Source organism: Haemophilus sp. SZY H53, from assembly GCF_054332375.1.
In genome coordinates this window covers 64,989-83,152 of record NZ_JBTGNV010000004.1, presented here as the reverse complement: position 1 = coordinate 83,152, position 18,164 = coordinate 64,989, and the positions used below count along the sequence as shown (strand labels likewise).

The 18,164-nt window shown below is 40.2% G+C and carries 17 protein-coding genes; 9 read left to right on the top strand and 8 right to left on the bottom strand.

Going from position 1 to position 18,164, the window contains the following annotated elements; all coding sequences use genetic code 11:
* Positions 1-5: 5 nt before the first annotated feature.
* The 4 genes from leuD to leuA all read right to left on the bottom strand — a co-directional run bounded on the left by leuD (position 6) and on the right by leuA (position 4,995).
* Positions 6-608 carry a 3-isopropylmalate dehydratase small subunit gene (gene leuD / locus ACXVWB_RS05105; protein WP_289901568.1) on the bottom strand — a complete coding sequence of 201 codons (603 nt, stop codon included), beginning with the start codon at positions 606-608 and terminating at the stop codon, positions 6-8.
* A gap of 10 nt (positions 609-618) precedes the next feature.
* Entirely contained in the window at positions 619-2,028 is a 1,410-nt protein-coding gene (leuC, locus tag ACXVWB_RS05100; RefSeq protein WP_289901567.1) for a 3-isopropylmalate dehydratase large subunit, read from the bottom strand.
* 167 nt (positions 2,029-2,195) lie between these two features.
* Positions 2,196-3,272: a 3-isopropylmalate dehydrogenase gene (gene leuB, locus ACXVWB_RS05095; protein ID WP_289901566.1), complete on the bottom strand. Its 1,077-nt coding sequence runs from the start codon at positions 3,270-3,272 to the stop codon at positions 2,196-2,198.
* A 175-nt stretch (positions 3,273-3,447) separates the two neighbouring features.
* Positions 3,448-4,995, bottom strand: coding sequence for a 2-isopropylmalate synthase (gene leuA / locus ACXVWB_RS05090; protein WP_289901565.1), 1,548 nt, complete (start codon positions 4,993-4,995; stop codon positions 3,448-3,450).
* A gap of 521 nt (positions 4,996-5,516) precedes the next feature.
* Here leuA and dprA point away from each other — a divergent pair.
* The 4 genes from dprA (at position 5,517) to pfkA (ending at position 9,131) form a co-directional block, all read left to right on the top strand.
* A complete protein-coding gene (dprA, locus tag ACXVWB_RS05085) occupies positions 5,517-6,632 on the top strand; it encodes a DNA-processing protein DprA (RefSeq protein ID WP_458485229.1) in 1,116 nt (371 codons plus the stop codon).
* Between the two features lie 63 nt (positions 6,633-6,695).
* On the top strand, positions 6,696-7,472 hold the full coding sequence (yaaA, locus tag ACXVWB_RS05080; protein WP_289901563.1) for a peroxide stress protein YaaA: 777 nt from the start codon (positions 6,696-6,698) through the stop codon (positions 7,470-7,472).
* The gene (locus ACXVWB_RS05075) at positions 7,465-8,055 is read left to right on the top strand and encodes a hypothetical protein (protein WP_289901562.1); all 591 of its coding nucleotides are present in this window, start codon (positions 7,465-7,467) and stop codon (positions 8,053-8,055) included. Before yaaA ends, ACXVWB_RS05075 begins: the two co-directional genes overlap by 8 nt.
* A 110-nt stretch (positions 8,056-8,165) precedes the next feature.
* On the top strand, positions 8,166-9,131 hold the full coding sequence (gene pfkA / locus ACXVWB_RS05070; protein WP_289901561.1) for a 6-phosphofructokinase: 966 nt from the start codon (positions 8,166-8,168) through the stop codon (positions 9,129-9,131).
* A gap of 77 nt (positions 9,132-9,208) precedes the next feature.
* On the opposite strand, the gene uhpC is transcribed toward pfkA, so the two are convergent.
* Together uhpC and folA are read right to left on the bottom strand one after the other, a co-directional pair.
* Positions 9,209-10,534, bottom strand: coding sequence for an MFS transporter family glucose-6-phosphate receptor UhpC (uhpC, locus tag ACXVWB_RS05065; RefSeq protein WP_289901560.1), 1,326 nt, complete (start codon positions 10,532-10,534; stop codon positions 9,209-9,211).
* A 202-nt stretch (positions 10,535-10,736) separates the two neighbouring features.
* The gene (folA, locus tag ACXVWB_RS05060; protein WP_289901559.1) at positions 10,737-11,222 is read right to left on the bottom strand and encodes a type 3 dihydrofolate reductase; all 486 of its coding nucleotides are present in this window, start codon (positions 11,220-11,222) and stop codon (positions 10,737-10,739) included.
* A gap of 141 nt (positions 11,223-11,363) precedes the next feature.
* On the opposite strand from folA, the gene proB reads away from it, so the two are divergent.
* Entirely contained in the window at positions 11,364-12,473 is a 1,110-nt protein-coding gene (proB, locus tag ACXVWB_RS05055; RefSeq protein WP_289901558.1) for a glutamate 5-kinase, read from the top strand.
* Between the two features lie 238 nt (positions 12,474-12,711).
* On the opposite strand, the gene ftsN is transcribed toward proB, so the two are convergent.
* Entirely contained in the window at positions 12,712-13,578 is an 867-nt protein-coding gene (gene ftsN / locus ACXVWB_RS05050) for a cell division protein FtsN (protein WP_289901557.1), read from the bottom strand.
* 92 nt (positions 13,579-13,670) lie between these two features.
* Positions 13,671-15,860: a primosomal protein N' gene (gene priA, locus ACXVWB_RS05045; RefSeq protein WP_289901556.1), complete on the bottom strand. Its 2,190-nt coding sequence runs from the start codon at positions 15,858-15,860 to the stop codon at positions 13,671-13,673.
* A gap of 113 nt (positions 15,861-15,973) precedes the next feature.
* Here priA and trmB point away from each other — a divergent pair, with 113 nt between their 5' ends.
* The 4 genes from trmB (at position 15,974) to ACXVWB_RS05025 (ending at position 18,128) form a co-directional block, all read left to right on the top strand.
* Positions 15,974-16,720, top strand: coding sequence for a tRNA (guanosine(46)-N7)-methyltransferase TrmB (gene trmB / locus ACXVWB_RS05040; protein WP_289901555.1), 747 nt, complete (start codon positions 15,974-15,976; stop codon positions 16,718-16,720).
* Positions 16,721-16,770: 50 nt separating this feature from the next.
* Positions 16,771-17,112: a YggL family protein gene (locus tag ACXVWB_RS05035; protein ID WP_049356286.1), complete on the top strand. Its 342-nt coding sequence runs from the start codon at positions 16,771-16,773 to the stop codon at positions 17,110-17,112.
* 223 nt (positions 17,113-17,335) lie between these two features.
* Positions 17,336-17,878: a ferredoxin-type protein NapF gene (napF, locus tag ACXVWB_RS05030; protein WP_289901554.1), complete on the top strand. Its 543-nt coding sequence runs from the start codon at positions 17,336-17,338 to the stop codon at positions 17,876-17,878.
* A complete protein-coding gene (locus ACXVWB_RS05025) occupies positions 17,865-18,128 on the top strand; it encodes a chaperone NapD (RefSeq protein ID WP_049367905.1) in 264 nt (87 codons plus the stop codon). Before napF ends, ACXVWB_RS05025 begins: the two co-directional genes overlap by 14 nt.
* Positions 18,129-18,164: the final 36 nt, after the last annotated feature.

The window sequence follows — 18,164 nt, the reverse complement described above, 5'->3', positions numbered from 1 at the left end:
ACAGATTAACGTAAAAATGCCGGAATATTTTTTTCGTATTCACTGATGGCATCTTCGTGTTGTAATGTCAAACCGATGTTATCCAAGCCATTTAATAAACAATGACGGCGGAATTCATCCAGTTCAAAGTGATAAACTTTGTCACCTACAGTGACGGTCATCGCTTCCAAATCCACATGGATTTGTTTGCCTTCATTTGCCCAGACCCATTGGAAGATTTCTTCCACTTCTTCTTCGCTTAAACGAATCGGTAACATGTGGTTATTTAAGCTGTTGTTGTAGAAAATATCTGCAAAACTTGGTGCGATCATCACTTTGAAACCGTAATCGGCTAATGCCCAAGGTGCATGTTCACGAGAAGAACCGCAACCTAGGTTTTTACGTGCTAATAAAATGGTCGCGCCTTGATATTGTGGATAATTCAGCACGAAATCTGGATTTGGTTTAGTGCCTTCTACATCCAAATAACGCCATTCATGGAATAAGTGTTTGCCGAAACCTACGCGCGTAATCGCTTGTAAAAATTGTTTTGGAATAATCGCATCCGTATCCACGTTTGCTGCATTCAATGGCACTACTAAGCCTGAAAGTTGTTTAAATCCTGCCATTTTCTGCTCCTTAGTTTAATGTGACGTCACGAATATCAACGAATTTACCGAACATTCCCGCTGCGGCAGCCATGGCAGGACTCACCAAGTGAGTACGACCGTTACGACCTTGGCGACCTTCAAAGTTACGGTTTGAAGTGGAAGCACAACGTTCCCATTCACCTAAACGGTCATCGTTCATCCCTAAGCACATTGAGCAGCCCGGATTACGCCATTCAGCACCCGCTTCGATAAAGATTTTATCCAAGCCTTCTTTTTCCGCTTGTTCTTTCACTAAACCGGAACCTGGTACCACTAAAATACGTTTTACATTATCGGCTTTTTTGCGGCCTTTCATGACAGCCGCTGCCGCACGTAAATCTTCGATACGAGCATTAGTACAAGAACCGATAAATACTTGATCTACAGGGATATCTTTTAAATCAGTGTTAGCGTCTAAGCCAATATAATTCAATGCTTTTTCTGCTGAAGCACGAGTCACGGGATCGGTCATTTCCGTTGGATTAGGCACTCGTTGATCGATACCGATTACTTGGCCTGGGTTGGTGCCCCAAGTGACTTGCGGTGCGATATCTTTGGCTTCTAATGTAATGACGGAATCAAATTGCGCGTCATCATCAGATTTTAAGGTTTTCCAATAAGCGACTGCATCCTCCCAATCTTTACCTTTCGGTGTATGTGGACGGCCTTTTAAATAGTCGAAAGTGGTTTCATCCGGTGCGATTAAACCCGCTTTCGCGCCCATTTCAATCGCCATATTACAAACGGTCATACGACCTTCCATAGAAAGCTCACGAATCGCTTCACCGCAGAATTCCACTACATGGCCTGTACCGCCCGCCATGGTTGTTTTACCGATAATGGCAAGAATAATGTCTTTTGCGGTAATGCCTGGCGCGACTTTGCCGCGCACTTCAATTTTCATATTTTTTGCACGAGCTTGTTTTAAGGTTTGGGTAGCTAATACGTGTTCTACTTCAGATGTACCAATACCAAATGCCAAAGCACCGAATGCACCGTGAGTGGCGGTATGGGAGTCACCGCAGACGATCGTCATACCTGGCAAAGTTAAGCCTTGTTCCGGTCCCATCACATGCACAATACCTTGTTCTTTGGTGGTCATGTCGAATAATTGAATACCGGTCGCTTTCGTGTTTTTTGCAAGCTCCAGTACTTGAATTTTTGCTTGGCCTTCAAGTTTGTTCACATCACGTATTTGGGTAGAAATACTGTGATCCATGGTACCGAAAGTTTTACTGACTTGACGTATTCGGCGGCCTGCAACACGCAAACCGTCAAAGGCTTGTGGGCTGGTCACTTCATGGATTAAATGACGGTTAATATACAAAATCGGCGTTTCGCCTTCAGCTTCGTACACCACGTGGGCATCGAATAATTTTTCGTAAAGAGTTTTTGCCATAATTTTTCTCAATTCGTTAGAGGCTTTTGTTAGAGTAGTAAGTGCGGTTAAATTATTACTCGTAAATCCTGAAGATTTACTCGCTCCTTCGGAGCCGTTGGCAGAGCCAACGTTCAAAAAGCGTTGCTTTTTGTGGGTGTTTTTAAACCGCACTTTAATTGTTTTTATTAGATTGCATTAGCGATTAACGTACCCATTTCCGCAGTTGAAACAGGGGCAGAGTCATCGGCTAAATCACCGGTACGGTGACCATTTGCTAAGACTTTTTGCACGGCATTTTCAATCGCATCAGCGGCATCATTTAAGTTGAAGCTATAACGCAACATCATTGCCGCAGAAAGAATTTGTGCGATTGGATTGGCAATGCCTTTGCCTGCGATATCTGGTGCAGAACCGCCAGCAGGCTCATATAAGCCGAAACCTTCTTCGTTTAAGCTAGCAGATGGCAACATCCCCATAGACCCTGTGATCATCGCGGCTTCATCAGAAATAATATCGCCGAAAATGTTAGAGCAGAGGAGTACATCGAAAGATTCAGGCGCTTTGATTAACTGCATGGTCGCGTTGTCGATATAAATATGATCTAAGGTGACTTCAGGGTAGTCTTTCGCCACTTCTGTCACAGTTTCACGCCATAAGATTGAAGCTTGTAATACGTTCGCCTTATCTACTGAAGTCACATGTTTACGACGTTTCATTGCTGCATCAAAAGCCGCACGTGCAATACGTTCGATTTCATACTTGTAATAAACTTCGGTATCAAATGCTTTGGTTTGAGCACCTTCACCTTCACGGCCTTTAGGCTGACCGAAATAAATCCCGCCGGTTAATTCACGAACAACCACCATATCAAATCCTTTCGCTGCAATATCTGCACGTAATGGACAGAATTTTTCTAAGCCTTTATAAAGGGTAGCAGGACGAAGATTGCAGAATAATTTGAAATGTTTACGCAATGGCAACAATGCACCGCGTTCTGGTTGTTGATCTGGTGGTAAATTTGTCCATTTAGGGCCGCCTACAGAGCCAAACAAAATTGCATCCGCATCATCACAACCTTTTAAGGTTTCGGCTGGTAGTGGGCAACCGCAATTATCGATTGCTGCACCGCCGACATAAAACTCGTTGAAGTTAAGTTTGAAACCGAATTTTTCTTGGACTTTGTTTAATACTTTGATGGCTTCAGCCATGACTTCCGGACCGATACCGTCTCCCGGTAGAACAGCGATGTTGTATGATTGCATATTATTTTTCCTATTTCTTTCACACTAAAGTGCGGTTAATTTTCTTCATATTTTCTCCCCTCTTTTGTAAAGAGGGGCTGGGGGGAGATTTTAACGATATAAAATTCACCACTGAGGTTGATGTTACTTCTGCCAAATCTCCCCTAACCCCTCTTTGCTAAAGAGGGGGATTGGGTTAGTGATTTTTGTGATTTTTAATATCTGCCACCTTATGCGCCCGATAAATTGCATTGATGGCGTGCACTAAAGCAAGTGCGGAAGATTCAACGATGTCTGTCGCTAAACCAACACCATGGAATTTACGGCCTTCGTGTTCAATCACGATATCTACCTGACCTAACGCTTCAGCACCTTCGCCTTTTGCAGTTAAGTTATAGTGGGACATTTTGATATCTAAGCCGGTTAAATTCAAGATCGCATTGTAGACAGCATCAACCGGACCATTACCACCGATAGAAGAGGTACTTAATTTTTTACCATCCAATTCTACTTGAACAAAAGCAGTTGCTGGATATTCTTTAGTGGAGTGTGCAGAAAGTTTATCTAACACTAAACGATCTTCATCACCTTGTTGCATATCAATAAAGGCTAAGGCTTCCAAGTCATAATCGAACACTTGACCTTTTTTATCCGCCAATTTTAAGAAGGCTTCATACAATTTGTCTAAATCGTAATCTTGTTCGGTGTAACCCATATCCGCCATGTGGCCTTTTACTGCTGCACGACCAGAACGCGCGGTTAAGTTTAATTTCTCTTTCTTCAAGCCGATAGTTTCTGGTGACATGATTTCGTAGGTATTTTGGTTTTTTAACATACCATCTTGGTGAATACCGGATGAATGTGCGAAAGCATTTGAACCTACAATCGCTTTATTCGGTTGGATTGGCATATTACAAAGTTGGCTCACCATTTGGCTGACACGATGAATTTCTTGTGTGTTGATACGTGTATCCACGCCCATGAATTCTTGACGCACTTTCATTGCCATTACCACTTCTTCAAGTGAGGTATTACCCGCACGTTCACCAATGCCGTTGATAGTACATTCAATTTGGCGTGCACCATTTTGTACAGCGGTTAAGGAGTTAGCCGTTGCCATACCCAAGTCATTGTGACAATGTACGGAAATCACAGCTTTATCGATATTTGGTACGCGGTTACGTACTTCAGCAATAATATTGCCGAATTGATTAGGTAAGCAGAAACCAACGGTATCTGGAATGTTTACGGTGGTTGCACCTGCATTAATTGCCGCTTCAACAATACGACAAATATTGTCGATACCTGTACGGCCTGCATCTTCGCAAGAAAATTCTACATCGTCAGTATAATTACGTGCATGTTTTACTGCGGCTACAGCCATTTCAACCACATCGTCAAAGGTACGTTTTAATTTGGCTTCAACGTGTAATGCTGAAACTGCAATAAATGTATGGATACGAAACGCTTCTGCCACTTTTAAGGCTTCAGCTGCCGCATCAATATCTTTAATTACCGCACGGGAAAGTGCCGCGACACGACTATTTTTGATATGGCGTGCGATCGTTTGCACGGATTCAAAATCCCCTTGCGAGGAAACCGGAAAACCGACTTCCATCACATCCACGCCTAGACGTTCAAGCGCTAAAGCAATCTGTAATTTTTCTTTAACGGTTAAGCTTGCTTTTAACGCTTGTTCGCCATCACGCAAGGTGGTATCAAAAATAATAACGCGATCTGTCATAGTATTTTCCTTCTTTTATCACTCAAAGTGCGGTCATTTTTACCGTGATTTTAAAACGAAAAAACCCGCAATCTTAAAAGTGCGGGTTGATAATAGATTTTTTACATAAAGGTGTTTTTTATCCACAACTTAGCCGCACAAAGAATGTGAGAGCAGGAGGTTGAGAGATAAAGACACAGCTTGGTACATAAAAAGATAATCCTGTAAAAATTCTGTAAAACGCTGTCCATATTACGGATAAAAATTTTGCTGTCAAATCATTTATCAGTGATTTATATCTAAAATGAATATCTCAACATAATCTTAAAAGTTTATTTCTCTGAATATAAACCATTATTCAAAATTAATCTCTAAAAATGGCTTTTAAGAAGCTATTTTTGTCCTGTTTTATTCCTTGTTTCTGGTGTGCCGATTTTTTCTAAAATTTTTTCTCTTTTTGCGATCTGAATCGCAGAATTAAGACAAGTTTTTCATTTTTTGAGAAAAATCTCACCATAATTCTCTTTTTAAAGGAGAGATAGATGAGAGATTTTTCATCGATTTTGTTGAGATTGGCACAAGTACCCAAATTGGGCAGTTTGCGGATTCAACAAATTTTGGCACATGTAAGTATAGAAGACTTATTAAATTATGATGAAGAGATATTTCAACAAATGGGTTGGAATGCTTTGCAGATTCGTCGTTGGTTTCAGCCTGAAATGAAATTCATTGAGCCCGCTTTGAGTTGGACAGAAAAAGAAGGGCATCATTTGATTCACTGTTTTTCAGATGAGTATCCTTTTTTACTCAAACAAATTAGTGGTTTTCCGCCTTTATTATTTGTGAAAGGCAATTTAACCGCACTTTCTGCTCAACAAATCGCCATGGTGGGGAGTCGCTATTGTTCGGCTTATGGTGAATATTGGGCAAAATATTTTGCGACAGAACTTTCTCTCGCGGGATTGACGGTCACGAGTGGACTTGCATTAGGTATCGATGGATTTAGTCACCAGGCGGTGGTGGATATTCAAGGACAAACCATTGCCGTATTGGGCAGTGGATTAGCGCACATTTACCCCGCGAAACATCGCCGATTAGCCGAGCAAATTATCGGAAATAACGGGGCATTAGTTTCTGAATTTATCCCTACGCAAGCACCGATTGCCGAAAACTTTCCTCGCCGTAATCGCATTATCAGCGGGCTTTCATTAGGAACATTAGTCATTGAAGCCACAGAGAAAAGCGGTTCACTCATTACAGCACGTTATGCCTTAGAACAAAATCGCGATATTTTTGCGCTGCCGGGGAATATTCAAAGTGAATACAGTCAAGGCTGCCATAAATTGATTAAGCAAGGGGCGATGTTGGTGGAAAATGTCAAAGATATTTTAGATAGCCTCAACCATAGTGTTGTTTTTCAGCCTCCAGTACATACGTCAATCAATCAGTCGATAGCTAAACCGATCACAGCAAAAACACTAGCTGTGGAGCCGAGTCATCCTGAACTTTATCAACATATCACTTATACACCGATAAGCCTCGATGATTTATCTGCAGCACTGAATTTGCCGGTGGATTCGCTTTTAGTACAGTTATTGGATTTGGAATTGCAAGACTTAATCGTCAATGAGAATGGACTCTACAAGCGGATAGCATAAACGGGGTAGAGTAAGGAGACTATCCTGTGCTAAGATACGGTTCAGTTTTAGAAAGGAGAACCTATGTTAGCCATTATTTCCCCGGCAAAAACCTTAGATTTTGAAAGTGCGGTCAGAAATCTTCCTATTTCTCAACCTCACTTGACGGATTATAGTGAGCAACTGATCGAAATCTGTCGTCAATTATCTCCCCAAGATCTTTCTTCCTTAATGTCTATCAGCGACAAGCTTGCAGGATTAAATGCCGCTCGTTTTACAGAATGGACAAAATCTCACAACGAAAAAAATTCACGCGCAGCCATTTGGGCATTCAAAGGTGATGTTTACACTGGTTTGGATGCCGATAGTTTATCTGATGAAGATGTGCAATTCGCGCAACGTCATTTACGTATGCTTTCCGGCCTATATGGCTTATTAAAACCCCTTGATTTAATGCAACCTTATCGTTTGGAAATGGGCACGAAGTTAGCAAATCCAAAAGGAAAAGATCTTTATGCTTTTTGGGGAAATATCATCACTCAATCAGTACAACAAGCGCTTGATGAGCAAGGCGATCGTGTTTTGATCAATTTGGCTTCAGACGAGTATTATAAATCAGTGAAAGAGAGCCAATTAGAGGCACAAATTATTAAGCCTGTTTTCTTAGATAATAAGAATGGTAAATACAAAGTGGTCAGCTTTTATGCGAAAAAAGCCCGTGGTTTAATGTGTCGTTTTATCATTCAAAATCGTTTGGAACGTGTTGAACAACTGAAAGAGTTTGACCTTGGTGGTTATTGGTTTGATGCGACATCCTCAACTGAAAAAGAATTTGTATTTAAGCGAGATATCAATGAATAAAATCCTGGTTATATTGACCGCACTTTTATTATCAAGTTGTGCGGCAAAAGTGAGTCAGCTTCAAGCACCTGAAAAAATTGAATACAACGGCAAAACCTATAAACTTACTGCAAGCCAAGATTTAGATACGATTGCGCGTTATGTTTATCTTGCAGAGCCGGATACCTTGGAAAATTGGCAGTCTCAAATTGAAGTGTTGCTTGATCGTGATGTAACTCGTTCTATTGAACAACGTGTGGCATTGCGTGAGAAGGTATACCGTAATTTAGGTGTAAAAGATTTCAAAATCCTTGCTAATTCAACGAATCCGAAAAATCCTGCCACAGAGTTAACTGGTTATGTCATTTATGCTCCGACAGAACAAAATCCGTCTTGGCAGGTGGATATTGCTAAGGGTAAAAATGTTCCACGTTGTGGCTTTGTGCAATATCAATATTCCCAAAAAGTGGAAATGAAAAAGTTTCAGCGTTTAAGCGAAGTAAAAATTGTGAAAAATTTACAAAAGTATCTGGTAGCGAAAGAAAGCAAAGCATTACAAAAAGCGGATCTTTCTTGGAAATGTGAAAGTTATTTCCATCATTAAAACTTATACTAGATCAAATTCCACGTAAATTTTAAAAATTTTTCTAGAGCGGAAATAATGGATGGTGTAATCTTGATGCCAATTATTCTTAGAGTTCAAAGTAGGTAAATATGATTAAAAAAATTGCTGTATTAACCAGTGGTGGTGATGCACCAGGTATGAATGCTGCCATTCGTGGTGTTGTTCGCGCAGCCCTTGCAGAAGGGCTTGAAGTATTCGGCATTTATGATGGTTATCAAGGCTTATATAACAATAAAATCAAACAGTTAAACCGTTATAGTGTCTCAGACGTGATTAACCGAGGTGGTACATTCTTAGGTTCTGCTCGTTTCCCTGAATTTAAGGATCCTGCTGTACGTGAAAAATGTGCAGAAATTTTACGTTCTCACGGTATTGATGCTTTAGTTGTTATCGGGGGGGACGGTTCTTACATGGGGGCAAAATTGCTTACTGAAGAACATGGTTTCCCTTGCGTAGGTATTCCAGGCACGATTGATAATGATGTGGCAGGAACTGATTACACAATAGGTTACGAAACAGCGTTACAAACAGCGGTGGATGCGATTGACCGTTTGCGTGACACCTCAAGTTCTCACCAACGTATTTCTATCGTAGAAATCATGGGCCGCCACTGTAGTGACTTAACTATTTCGGCAGGCATCGCAGGTGGTTGTGAATATATCGTGGCATCTGAAATGGAATTTAATCGTGAAGAATTAATTCGCCAAATTGAACGCAGTATTATTCGCGGAAAACGCCATGCCATCATTGCGATTACTGAATTAATCACAGACGTACATTCTCTTGCTCGTGAGATTGAAACTCGCGTAGGTCATGAAACTCGTGCAACCGTATTAGGCCATATTCAACGTGGTGGTTCGCCTTGTGCCTTTGACCGTATTTTGGGCTCACGTATGGGCGTATATGCGGTAGATATATTGCTACAAGGCAAAGGTGGCTACTGTGTGGGTATTCAAAACGAAAAATTAGTTCACCACGATATTATTGATGCAATCAACAATATGCGTCGTGAATTTAAAGCAGATTGGTTAGAAATGGCTAAACGCTTAGAATAATTTTGTAAAGGCTACTTAAAACAAAAGAGATCGAGCTAAAACAGTGGTTGTTTTAGCTCGATTTTTATATGCCTAGATTAGGCTTTTAGTTTATTTTTCTTACGTTGCAAGAAGTACACGAAAATAAGTAATAATGCACAGGCAAGAGATACAATAAACAAGCTACCAAAGAATCCATTCCAATGGAGAGATTGAATAATCCACGCTAATGGCGCACCCGCTGCTGCCGCACCAATATAGGCGAAGAGACTAACGAAACCGGTAGAAGAACCTGAAGCATGTTTGTGGGAGTTTTCTGCCGCTGCCATTGCGATAAGGAATTGTGGACCGAAGATAAAGAATCCCATTAGGAAGAATAGTCCACACATCACAAAATAGTTATCGCTTGGGATGAACCATAATGCTAAGGAGGTTGAAATAATACCTAACACATAAATGATGTTCATTTGGGTACGGTTTCCGTTGAAGAATTTATCAGAACCCCAACCCGCAAAAAGAGCTCCTAAGAAACCGCCGATTTCAAAGAAAGAAACGGCTGAGTTTGCTTTAAGTAAGTCATAACCATGGGTTTCTGTTAAGTATAAGTTACCCCAGTCGTTGATACCGGTGCGGATGATATAAATAAAACACCAAGAAAATGCTAATGCCCAGATAATGCTGTTTTTGAACACATAAATTTTAAGAATTTCCCAGTTAGATAAACCTAAACCTTCATTTTCATGTTCCTTTTCAGCGATATCATTACGCCATTCACCTACTGTTGGAAGTCCCATTGATGTTGGGCGATCGCGTAATAAGAAACAAAGAGCAAAACCGATGACACAGGCAATAATTCCCGGCACGATCATACCGTAACGCCATCCCCAATAAAGGGCTACAGCACCAGATAAAATTGGAATGAGTGCACCACCTAAGTTATGTGAGGTATTCCAAATAGCCCACCATAAACCGCGCTCATTACGTGAGTACCAAGTATTCAGGATTTTTGAACATGGAGGCCAGCCCCAACCTTGGAAAAAGGCGTTGATCATCCAAAGGGTGATAAACATAAAGACAGATGAGCTCATACCGAATAGAATATTGACGACACCCGTCATCATTAAGCCTATCCCCATGAAGTAACGAGGGTTAGAACGGTCACCAAGTACACCCGATAAGAATTTTGACACACCGTAGGTAAGATAAAACGCAGTACCCATGATCCCGATATCGGCTTTTTGTAGCCCTAAGTCCGTCAGCATGGCAGGCATAACGAAGTTAAAGCTTTTACGAGTAAAATAGAAAACGGCATATCCGATATAGCTAGTGATCATCAAATGTAATCGCCAGTAACGATAAGTTTTGTCGATCTCCTCTTTGCTTTTCGTAACCGGTAGATCCGGTGGTACACTGAAGATACCCATAATATTTCTCCTCTAATGATAATAATAAATTATTCCAGTATATTACAAAGCCGACTTTCAAAAGGGGACTCAGATCAAAAAACTGGGGATTTATAGGAAAAAATGGCTTGATGAATCGTTGATTTGATGGTGTAAGAACAAAGTACGGTCAAAATTTTTAAGGTTTTGACCGCACTTTGCTTTAGGATGGTTTAGATGTGTTTTATGCTTTACGTTGCAAAATTAAAAAACGACAATCATACGGATTATCTGCATCTGCTTGACGATATTCTTCAAACTCGATGTTCCATTCAGCCCAATTAATTTCAGGGAAGAAGGTATCGCCGTCAATATCTGCTTGAATTTGTGTGAGATATAGTTTATCTGCTTTAGGTAAATATTGTTTAAATAACTCGCCGCCGCCAATCAACATAATTTCATTAAATTCTTTGGCAAAATCAATCGCACTTTCAAAATTCGCTTTCCAGATGACACCTTCATGTTCGTAAGGCGTGCGTGAAAGGACAATATTGGTACGTTTAGGCAATGGGCGACCGATGCTTTCAAAGGTTTTACGGCCCATAATGACCGGTTTGCCTGTAGTGTTTTTACGAAACCAGGCTAAATCGGCAGGTAAGTGCCAAGGCATTTGATTATCTTTTCCGATGACGTTATTTTTTGCTGTCGCAACGATCAAACTTAATGTCATATTTTCTATCCTATTTTTCTTTTTTTGCACTATATCATAGCTATTCACAAAATCTGTATATGAGGTTGGATTTTTCGTGATTTTTATTAATTTTAGTGCTAATTTAACCGCACTTTTCTATTTTTTCACTGAGGATAAACTATGTCGGTAAATCGCAAAACAATCGTCGTAAAATTTGGTACCAGTACATTAACGCATGGTTCCCCAAAATTGAATGCACCACATATGGTCGATATTGTTCGCCAGATTGCACAACTTCATCAAGCAGGTTTTCGTGTCGTGATTGTGACATCAGGTGCGATTGCCGCTGGACGACATTATTTAAATCATCCTCAACTTCCTCCAACCATAGCGTCAAAACAGCTTTTAGCTGCGGTAGGGCAGAGTCAGCTTATTCAAGCCTGGGAAAAATTATTTGCGATTTATGATATTCATATTGGGCAAATTTTATTAACTCGTGCCGATATTGAAGATCGTGAGCGTTTTTTAAATGCGCGCGATACATTACATGCGCTGTTGGACAATCACATTATTCCAGTGATCAACGAGAATGATGCGGTGGCGACAGCTGAAATTAAAGTAGGGGATAACGATAACTTATCTGCGCTAGTCGCGATTTTAGTGCAAGCGGAACAACTTTATTTATTAACAGATCAACAAGGCTTATACGAAAGCGATCCTCGTAAAAATCCAGATGCGAAATTAATCCCTGTGGTTGAGCAAATTACCGACCATATTCGTTCGATTGCAGGCGGTAGCGGTACAAATCTTGGTACTGGCGGGATGAGTACAAAAATTATTGCGGCAGATGTGGCAACGCGTTCTGGTATTGAAACCATTATTGCGCCAGGCAGCCGACCAGATGTCATTGTGGATTTGGCTTACGATAAGCCAATTGGCACTAAATTTATTGCGCATCATTCAGATCGTCTCGAAAGCCGCAAACAGTGGTTATTTGCTGCACCATCAGCAGGAATGCTGACGATTGATGAAGGTGCTGAAAATGCCATGTTAGTACAGAATAAATCGTTGCTACCTGCAGGGATTACGGCTGTGGAGGGGCGTTTCTCACGTGGTGAAGTCGTCAAAATTAAGAATATCTCTGGTAAAGTGATTGCACTCGGTATGCCGCGTTATAACAGCGATGCGTTGGAATTAATCAAAGGGAAAAAATCTCAAGAAATTGAACAAATTCTTGGTTATGAATACGGTGCAGTTGCGTTACATCGCGATGATATGATTGTGTTATAGCATTAAAGATTTATCATCTACTCAAAGGTTATTCTTGAAAATATCGTAGCCAATTTTAGTGGGTAAATATATAGGAGGTATAAGTGTAGTTCCTTATTGACTAAAGAGGGGCGGGATATTGGCATGATGATAACCATTTTTTCATCTATAGCTATCGCAGTAATAACAACGGTGATAGGAAATAAAAAAAGTGCGGTTATTTTTATTTGTACCGCACTTTTAATGTTTTATTTTTTCATTACATTCCTATGACGACACAGCTTGCTACAGGTTTTGCTGTATCTTGAACAGCAGTTGCGGCATCTCGACTGCTAAATGGTCCTACGCGGACACGATTCCATTCTTCATTTCGCATAATTTGTGCATTTACACCCGCCATCGCAAGACGACCTTGTAAACTTTCTGCTTGTGCGCGATTTTTAAATGCGCCACATTGCAAACCAAATTTTTTACCACCAGCCTGTACTTGCTGTTCAGCAGGTTTCGGTTCGGCTTTTTTCGGTTGCTCTATTTTAGCTGGTTCTGTTTTTACAGGTTCTGCTTTTACCACATCCGCTTTTTTCGGCTGTTCAGACTTTTTAACTGACTCAGGCTTTTTCGCCTCTGTTTTTTCTGTTTGCTGAGCTGGCTGAGCTTGAGCTGTTTGTGCTGATTGAGCTTGTTGTGCTTGAGCTGTGGTTTTTTCTGTATTCGCTGCTTCTTGCTCTTTACGTTGAGCTTCTAATTTTTTTGCTTCCTCTGCTGCCTTTTGCTCTTTTTCCATTTGAATCAGCACTTGACGCTGCTCTTCCGTCAAACGCATATTTTTTTCAACAGAAGAAGGATTATTATCCACCGGCACAGTACGGGTTTCTAATTCTTTAATATAGTGCCATACTTCTTCTGGACGATTTGGTAACACACTTTTCGGTTGCGGTTTTTCTGGTTGAACCGTTGTTGTCACTACAGGTTCAGGCGTTTTGCTTTTTAAGAAATAAAGCCCTAAACCAAAACCTAATACCGCCACTAATGCAAGACCAATTAAGGTATTGCGATTGAAACTTTTCTGTGCTTTCTTTTTATTATTTTTTGAGCCGTTTCGACCGGCAAAATCTCGATGAGCCACGATACAATCCTAAAATATTCGATTAATTAAAATTAAAGTGTAAAAAATACTTAATTCTACTGAAAAACTGTGCATTTTTCTAGGGGATTTTGCTAACTCAAGTCCAATGGATCCACGTCTAAAATCAACCGCACTTGAGAAGGCTTTATTAACTCTGGCGAGTACCGACTTAATGCCGTGTGTAATTGTTTCCGAGAAGCATGCTGTAATAATAACTGCCAGCGATACTGCCCCGCTTTTTTGCTGAACGGTGCGGGAATCGGCCCCAACACTTGCAAGCCTTCAATTTTTTGTTCATAGAAAAAAGAGGCTAATTGTGACAATGCATTTTCCGCCTCTTCAGAATGACGACATTGTGCTTTAAACAACGCTTGGAAACTAAACGGAGGCAAGCCCATATTATGGCGTAACTTCAGCGTTTCTTCTGCAAAGGCTTGGTAGCCTTTTTCAAGCAAGGTGGTTAATAACGGGTGATCCGGATAATGTGTCTGCAAAACCACTTCGCCCTGTTTTTCAGCTCTGCCTGAGCGTCCTGCAACTTGTACATAAAGTTGCGCTAAACGTTCTTCGGCTCTGAAATCAAGGGAAAATAAGGCATTATCTACATTCACTAAAGCAACCAAAGTGACATTCGGAAAATGGTGTCCTTTAGCTAACATTTGTGTGCCAATTAAAATCTGGCTTTTACCTTGCTGAATATCCTCTAAATAACCTTCAAGCTTGCCTTTTCGTGCTGTGCTATCACGATCGATACGTGCAATATTATATTGAGGAAAACGTGCTTTTAGGGTTTCCTCCAGTTGTTCTGTACCTAAACCCGTTGTGACTAAATGTGTTGAACCACAATGGCCACATTGCATCGGCACTGTTTTTTGTGCACCACAATGATGGCAGCGTAAAACGCGCTGATGTTGGTGATAAGTATAAGGTTTTTCGCAATGATGACATTCATCAATCCAGCCACATTCATGACATAACAACACGGGCGCAAATCCACGTCGATTAAGGAACAACAACACTTGGTTGCCTTTTTCTAAGTGTTCTTGCATACGTTGCAATAGCGGTTCGGATAAGCCGTTTTGAATTCGTTGATGTTTTAAATCAATCACAAACTGGCGAAGTGCGGTCGCATTTCCAGCCCTTTTTGATAGCACCAAATGATGATATTTACTATTTTGTACGTTATTCACACTTTCCAAACTTGGGGTCGCAGAACCTAACAAAATAGGAATATTGAGTTTTTGCGCTAACACAATGCCTAAATCTCTCGCATGATAACGCCAACCATCTTGCTGTTTAAACGAGCCGTCATGTTCCTCATCTAAAATGATTAAGCCGAGATCTGAAAACTGGGTGAAGAGCGCCGATCTCGTACCAATCACGATCGCACTCTGTCCTGTTTTTGCTCGCTCCCAAACATTTAAGCGCTGTGTATCATTCAAGTTGGAATGCAATACATCAATTTCTACATTAAAGCGAGCTTGGAACCGTCTCACGGTCTGAGGGGTAAGTCCAATTTCAGGAACAAGCACTAAAACCTGTTTGCCTTTCTTTAAAACTTCTTCAATGTATTGCAGGTAAATTTCAGTTTTACCTGAACCGGTCACGCCCTCTAACAACCACACATTAAAGCCTTCTTGGAAAAGTAACTGGCTAAATGCAAGGGCTTGTTGCTTGTTTAAGGTCAATCGATTATCAAGATTAACTAAAGGATTATCCCCTAAAGCCTGCTGCCAACTTTTTTGTTCTGTAGGCACAATAATCTCTTCCACATAATCTTTGCCTTTAAGGGATGACCAAATTGCGGAACTAATTTCATTGTTACCTTTTTCTAGATCTTGCGTGAGCAACAAATTTAAGGCTTCAATTTGTTTTTTAGCGCGTTTTAATTCACCCGATTCTAATGCTTGTTTTCCAAGGTCCGTAATACGCCAAAAAGTGCGGTCATTTTTTACCGCACTTTCTCCATTACGAAGTTTGACTGGCAAGGCTTGAAACAACACATCACCTAATGCTGCACGATAATAATTAGCCGACCAAGCTAACCAATCCCAAGTTGTGGAATTAAAAAGTGATTCAGCATCAAGCACATCAATAATCGGTTTTAACTTTTCTTTTGCTACATCCGAAGAAGCGGGCAAATCTACCACGATCCCGACTCGTTTTTGCGAACCAAAAGGCACCAACACGCGTCCACCTACGACTGGCATCAAGTCGGGCGAATAGAGATAATCAAAAAATCGGGGAAGCGGTACGGCTAATGCAACTCGGACAATATTCATAACAAAAAACAATTAAAAATTTTCGCTATTATACGGGAATTAGGTGGAAAAATCCCACAACCTTGCCTTTTAGTGTATAATCGCCGCCAATTTTAATTAAGCGAATAAAAACCATGACAGAAGAGCAAAAAACCTTTGCTGATCAAAAACGTAAAACCGTTGAAACGGCTGAATTTACAGAAGATGGTCGTTATAAACGTAAAGTTCGTAGCTTTGTGTTGCGGACGGGTCGCTTAAGTGATTTTCAAAAAAACATGATGAACGATCACTGGGCTGATCTTGGATTAGATTATCAAAACACCCCTTTTGATTTTGCCGCGATTTATGGCAATACAAACCCCGTTATATTAGAAATTGGCTTCGGTATGGGGAAATCTTTAGTGGATATGGCGAAAGCGAATCCTGATAAAAATTATCTCGGTATTGAAGTACACACACCTGGTGTAGGTGCTTGTATTGCTTATGCAGTAGAAAAAGGCGTGAAAAACCTTCGCGTGATTTGCCATGATGCCACTGAAATTTTACGTGATTGTGTGAAAGATGGCGAATTGGGCGGTTTACAACTTTTCTTCCCTGACCCTTGGCATAAAGCAAAACATCATAAACGCCGTATTGTTCAACCGCACTTTGTAGAGCAAGTCGTCCAAAAATTACAACGAAATGGCTTTATTCATATGGCAACGGACTGGGAGAACTATGCAGAACAAATGCTTGAAGTGCTTTCAGCCAATGAAAATTTAGTCAATACTGCCGAACAAGATTATATTCCACGTCCTGATTTCCGCCCTCTCACAAAATTTGAGGCACGCGGTCATCGTTTAGGTCACGGTGTGTGGGATTTATACTTTAAGAAAAAATAATCATCGAGATGATGACTATACCCATTACCTTAACATAGGAGAACATTGAAATGACAACTCGTAATCAACGTCAACGTAAAAAACTTCACTTAGCTGAATTCCAAGAATTAGGCTTTTTAGTGAATTGGCAATTTGCTGAAGGAACCAGCATCGAAACTATCGATGAAACCGTTGATCGTTTTATTGCTGAAGTGATTCAACCAAACGGCTTAGCTTATGAAGGTAGCGGCTATTTACATTGGGAAGGCTTAGTTTGCTTAGAGAAAATCGGCAAATGTGATGAAAGCCATCGCCAATTAGTACAAAAATGGTTAGAAGAGAATAAATTGCAACAAATCGAAATCAGCGAATTATTCGATATTTGGTGGGATTACCCAACAAAAAACGCGTAATATTTTTAAGCACACTTCAGGGCGGATCATTCGCCCTATTTAATAATCATTTTCACTTATTTTTTAACAATTTATTTACATTAATAACATATTTTAAAAATATCCTTGATCTAACTCAATAAAAGTGTATATTTTTTGAAAATTACTCCTTTTAGGTAGTTACTATCTTGTCATTAGAACTGGATAATGCTCCCCTTGAAAATACCGAACTTTAAAGAAAAATATGGCGATTGAAAATCCTTCTCGCAGACAATTATTACGTGGGCAATTTTTACAATCGTTACATTCTGAAAACGCTAAAATTCAAGGTATAAATGCTATCCGTCCACCTTGGTCGGTAAACGAAACAGACTTTACAGATAAATGTACTCGATGCGGTGATTGCATACTGGTATGTGAAACCCAAATTATCGTAAAAGGTGATGGTGGTTTTCCTGAAATACAATTTGACAAAGGCGAATGCACTTTCTGCCAAAAATGTGTTTTAGTCTGCGAACAACCGATTTTTCGTTCATTAGAAGAAGAGCCTTGGGCACATAAAGTTGAGATTACAACGCAGTGCCTCACAGAAAATCGAGTGGAATGTCGAAGTTGCCAAGATAGCTGTCCGATGAATGCCATCCGTTTTCGATTACAGCTTGGTGGTGTGGCAAAACCCATTTTAGATTTAGAAAGTTGTAATGGTTGTGGTGCTTGTTTAAGCGTTTGCCCAACAAAAGCAATAAAAATTTTTAATATTGAAACAAATATCGATGAGTCAATTTAGCGAAAATGAGAACTGGTATGTATGCAGCATTGTTGTGCAAGCCAGACCAGAAAAACTTAACCAAGTCAAAGAAGCCATTTTAGCGATTCCAACTGCTGAAATTCATGGCGAAAAATCTGATGAAGGCAAATTGGTGGTCACCCTTGAAAGTAACCGTCAATTAGCATTAGCGGATCTTATGGATGAAATTAAAGATATCCCAGGAGTGATTGTCGTTTCTTTAATTTCTAATTACTTAGATGAAAAATAAATAATTTAGGTATACATGCCATTTTGTATATTCTAA

Coding starts and splice junctions, on each gene's coding strand:
- leuD (WP_289901568.1), bottom strand. CDS start 608: ATGGCAGGATTTAAACAACTTTCAGGCTTAGTAGTGCCATTGAATGCA.
- leuC (WP_289901567.1), bottom strand. CDS start 2,028: ATGGCAAAAACTCTTTACGAAAAATTATTCGATGCCCACGTGGTGTAC.
- leuB (WP_289901566.1), bottom strand. CDS start 3,272: ATGCAATCATACAACATCGCTGTTCTACCGGGAGACGGTATCGGTCCG.
- leuA (WP_289901565.1), bottom strand. CDS start 4,995: ATGACAGATCGCGTTATTATTTTTGATACCACCTTGCGTGATGGCGAA.
- dprA (WP_458485229.1), top strand. CDS start 5,517: ATGAGAGATTTTTCATCGATTTTGTTGAGATTGGCACAAGTACCCAAA.
- yaaA (WP_289901563.1), top strand. CDS start 6,696: ATGTTAGCCATTATTTCCCCGGCAAAAACCTTAGATTTTGAAAGTGCG.
- ACXVWB_RS05075 (WP_289901562.1), top strand. CDS start 7,465: ATGAATAAAATCCTGGTTATATTGACCGCACTTTTATTATCAAGTTGT.
- pfkA (WP_289901561.1), top strand. CDS start 8,166: ATGATTAAAAAAATTGCTGTATTAACCAGTGGTGGTGATGCACCAGGT.
- uhpC (WP_289901560.1), bottom strand. CDS start 10,534: ATGGGTATCTTCAGTGTACCACCGGATCTACCGGTTACGAAAAGCAAA.
- folA (WP_289901559.1), bottom strand. CDS start 11,222: ATGACATTAAGTTTGATCGTTGCGACAGCAAAAAATAACGTCATCGGA.
- proB (WP_289901558.1), top strand. CDS start 11,364: ATGTCGGTAAATCGCAAAACAATCGTCGTAAAATTTGGTACCAGTACA.
- priA (WP_289901556.1), bottom strand. CDS start 15,860: ATGAATATTGTCCGAGTTGCATTAGCCGTACCGCTTCCCCGATTTTTT.
- trmB (WP_289901555.1), top strand. CDS start 15,974: ATGACAGAAGAGCAAAAAACCTTTGCTGATCAAAAACGTAAAACCGTT.
- ACXVWB_RS05035 (WP_049356286.1), top strand. CDS start 16,771: ATGACAACTCGTAATCAACGTCAACGTAAAAAACTTCACTTAGCTGAA.
- napF (WP_289901554.1), top strand. CDS start 17,336: ATGGCGATTGAAAATCCTTCTCGCAGACAATTATTACGTGGGCAATTT.
- ACXVWB_RS05025 (WP_049367905.1), top strand. CDS start 17,865: ATGAGTCAATTTAGCGAAAATGAGAACTGGTATGTATGCAGCATTGTT.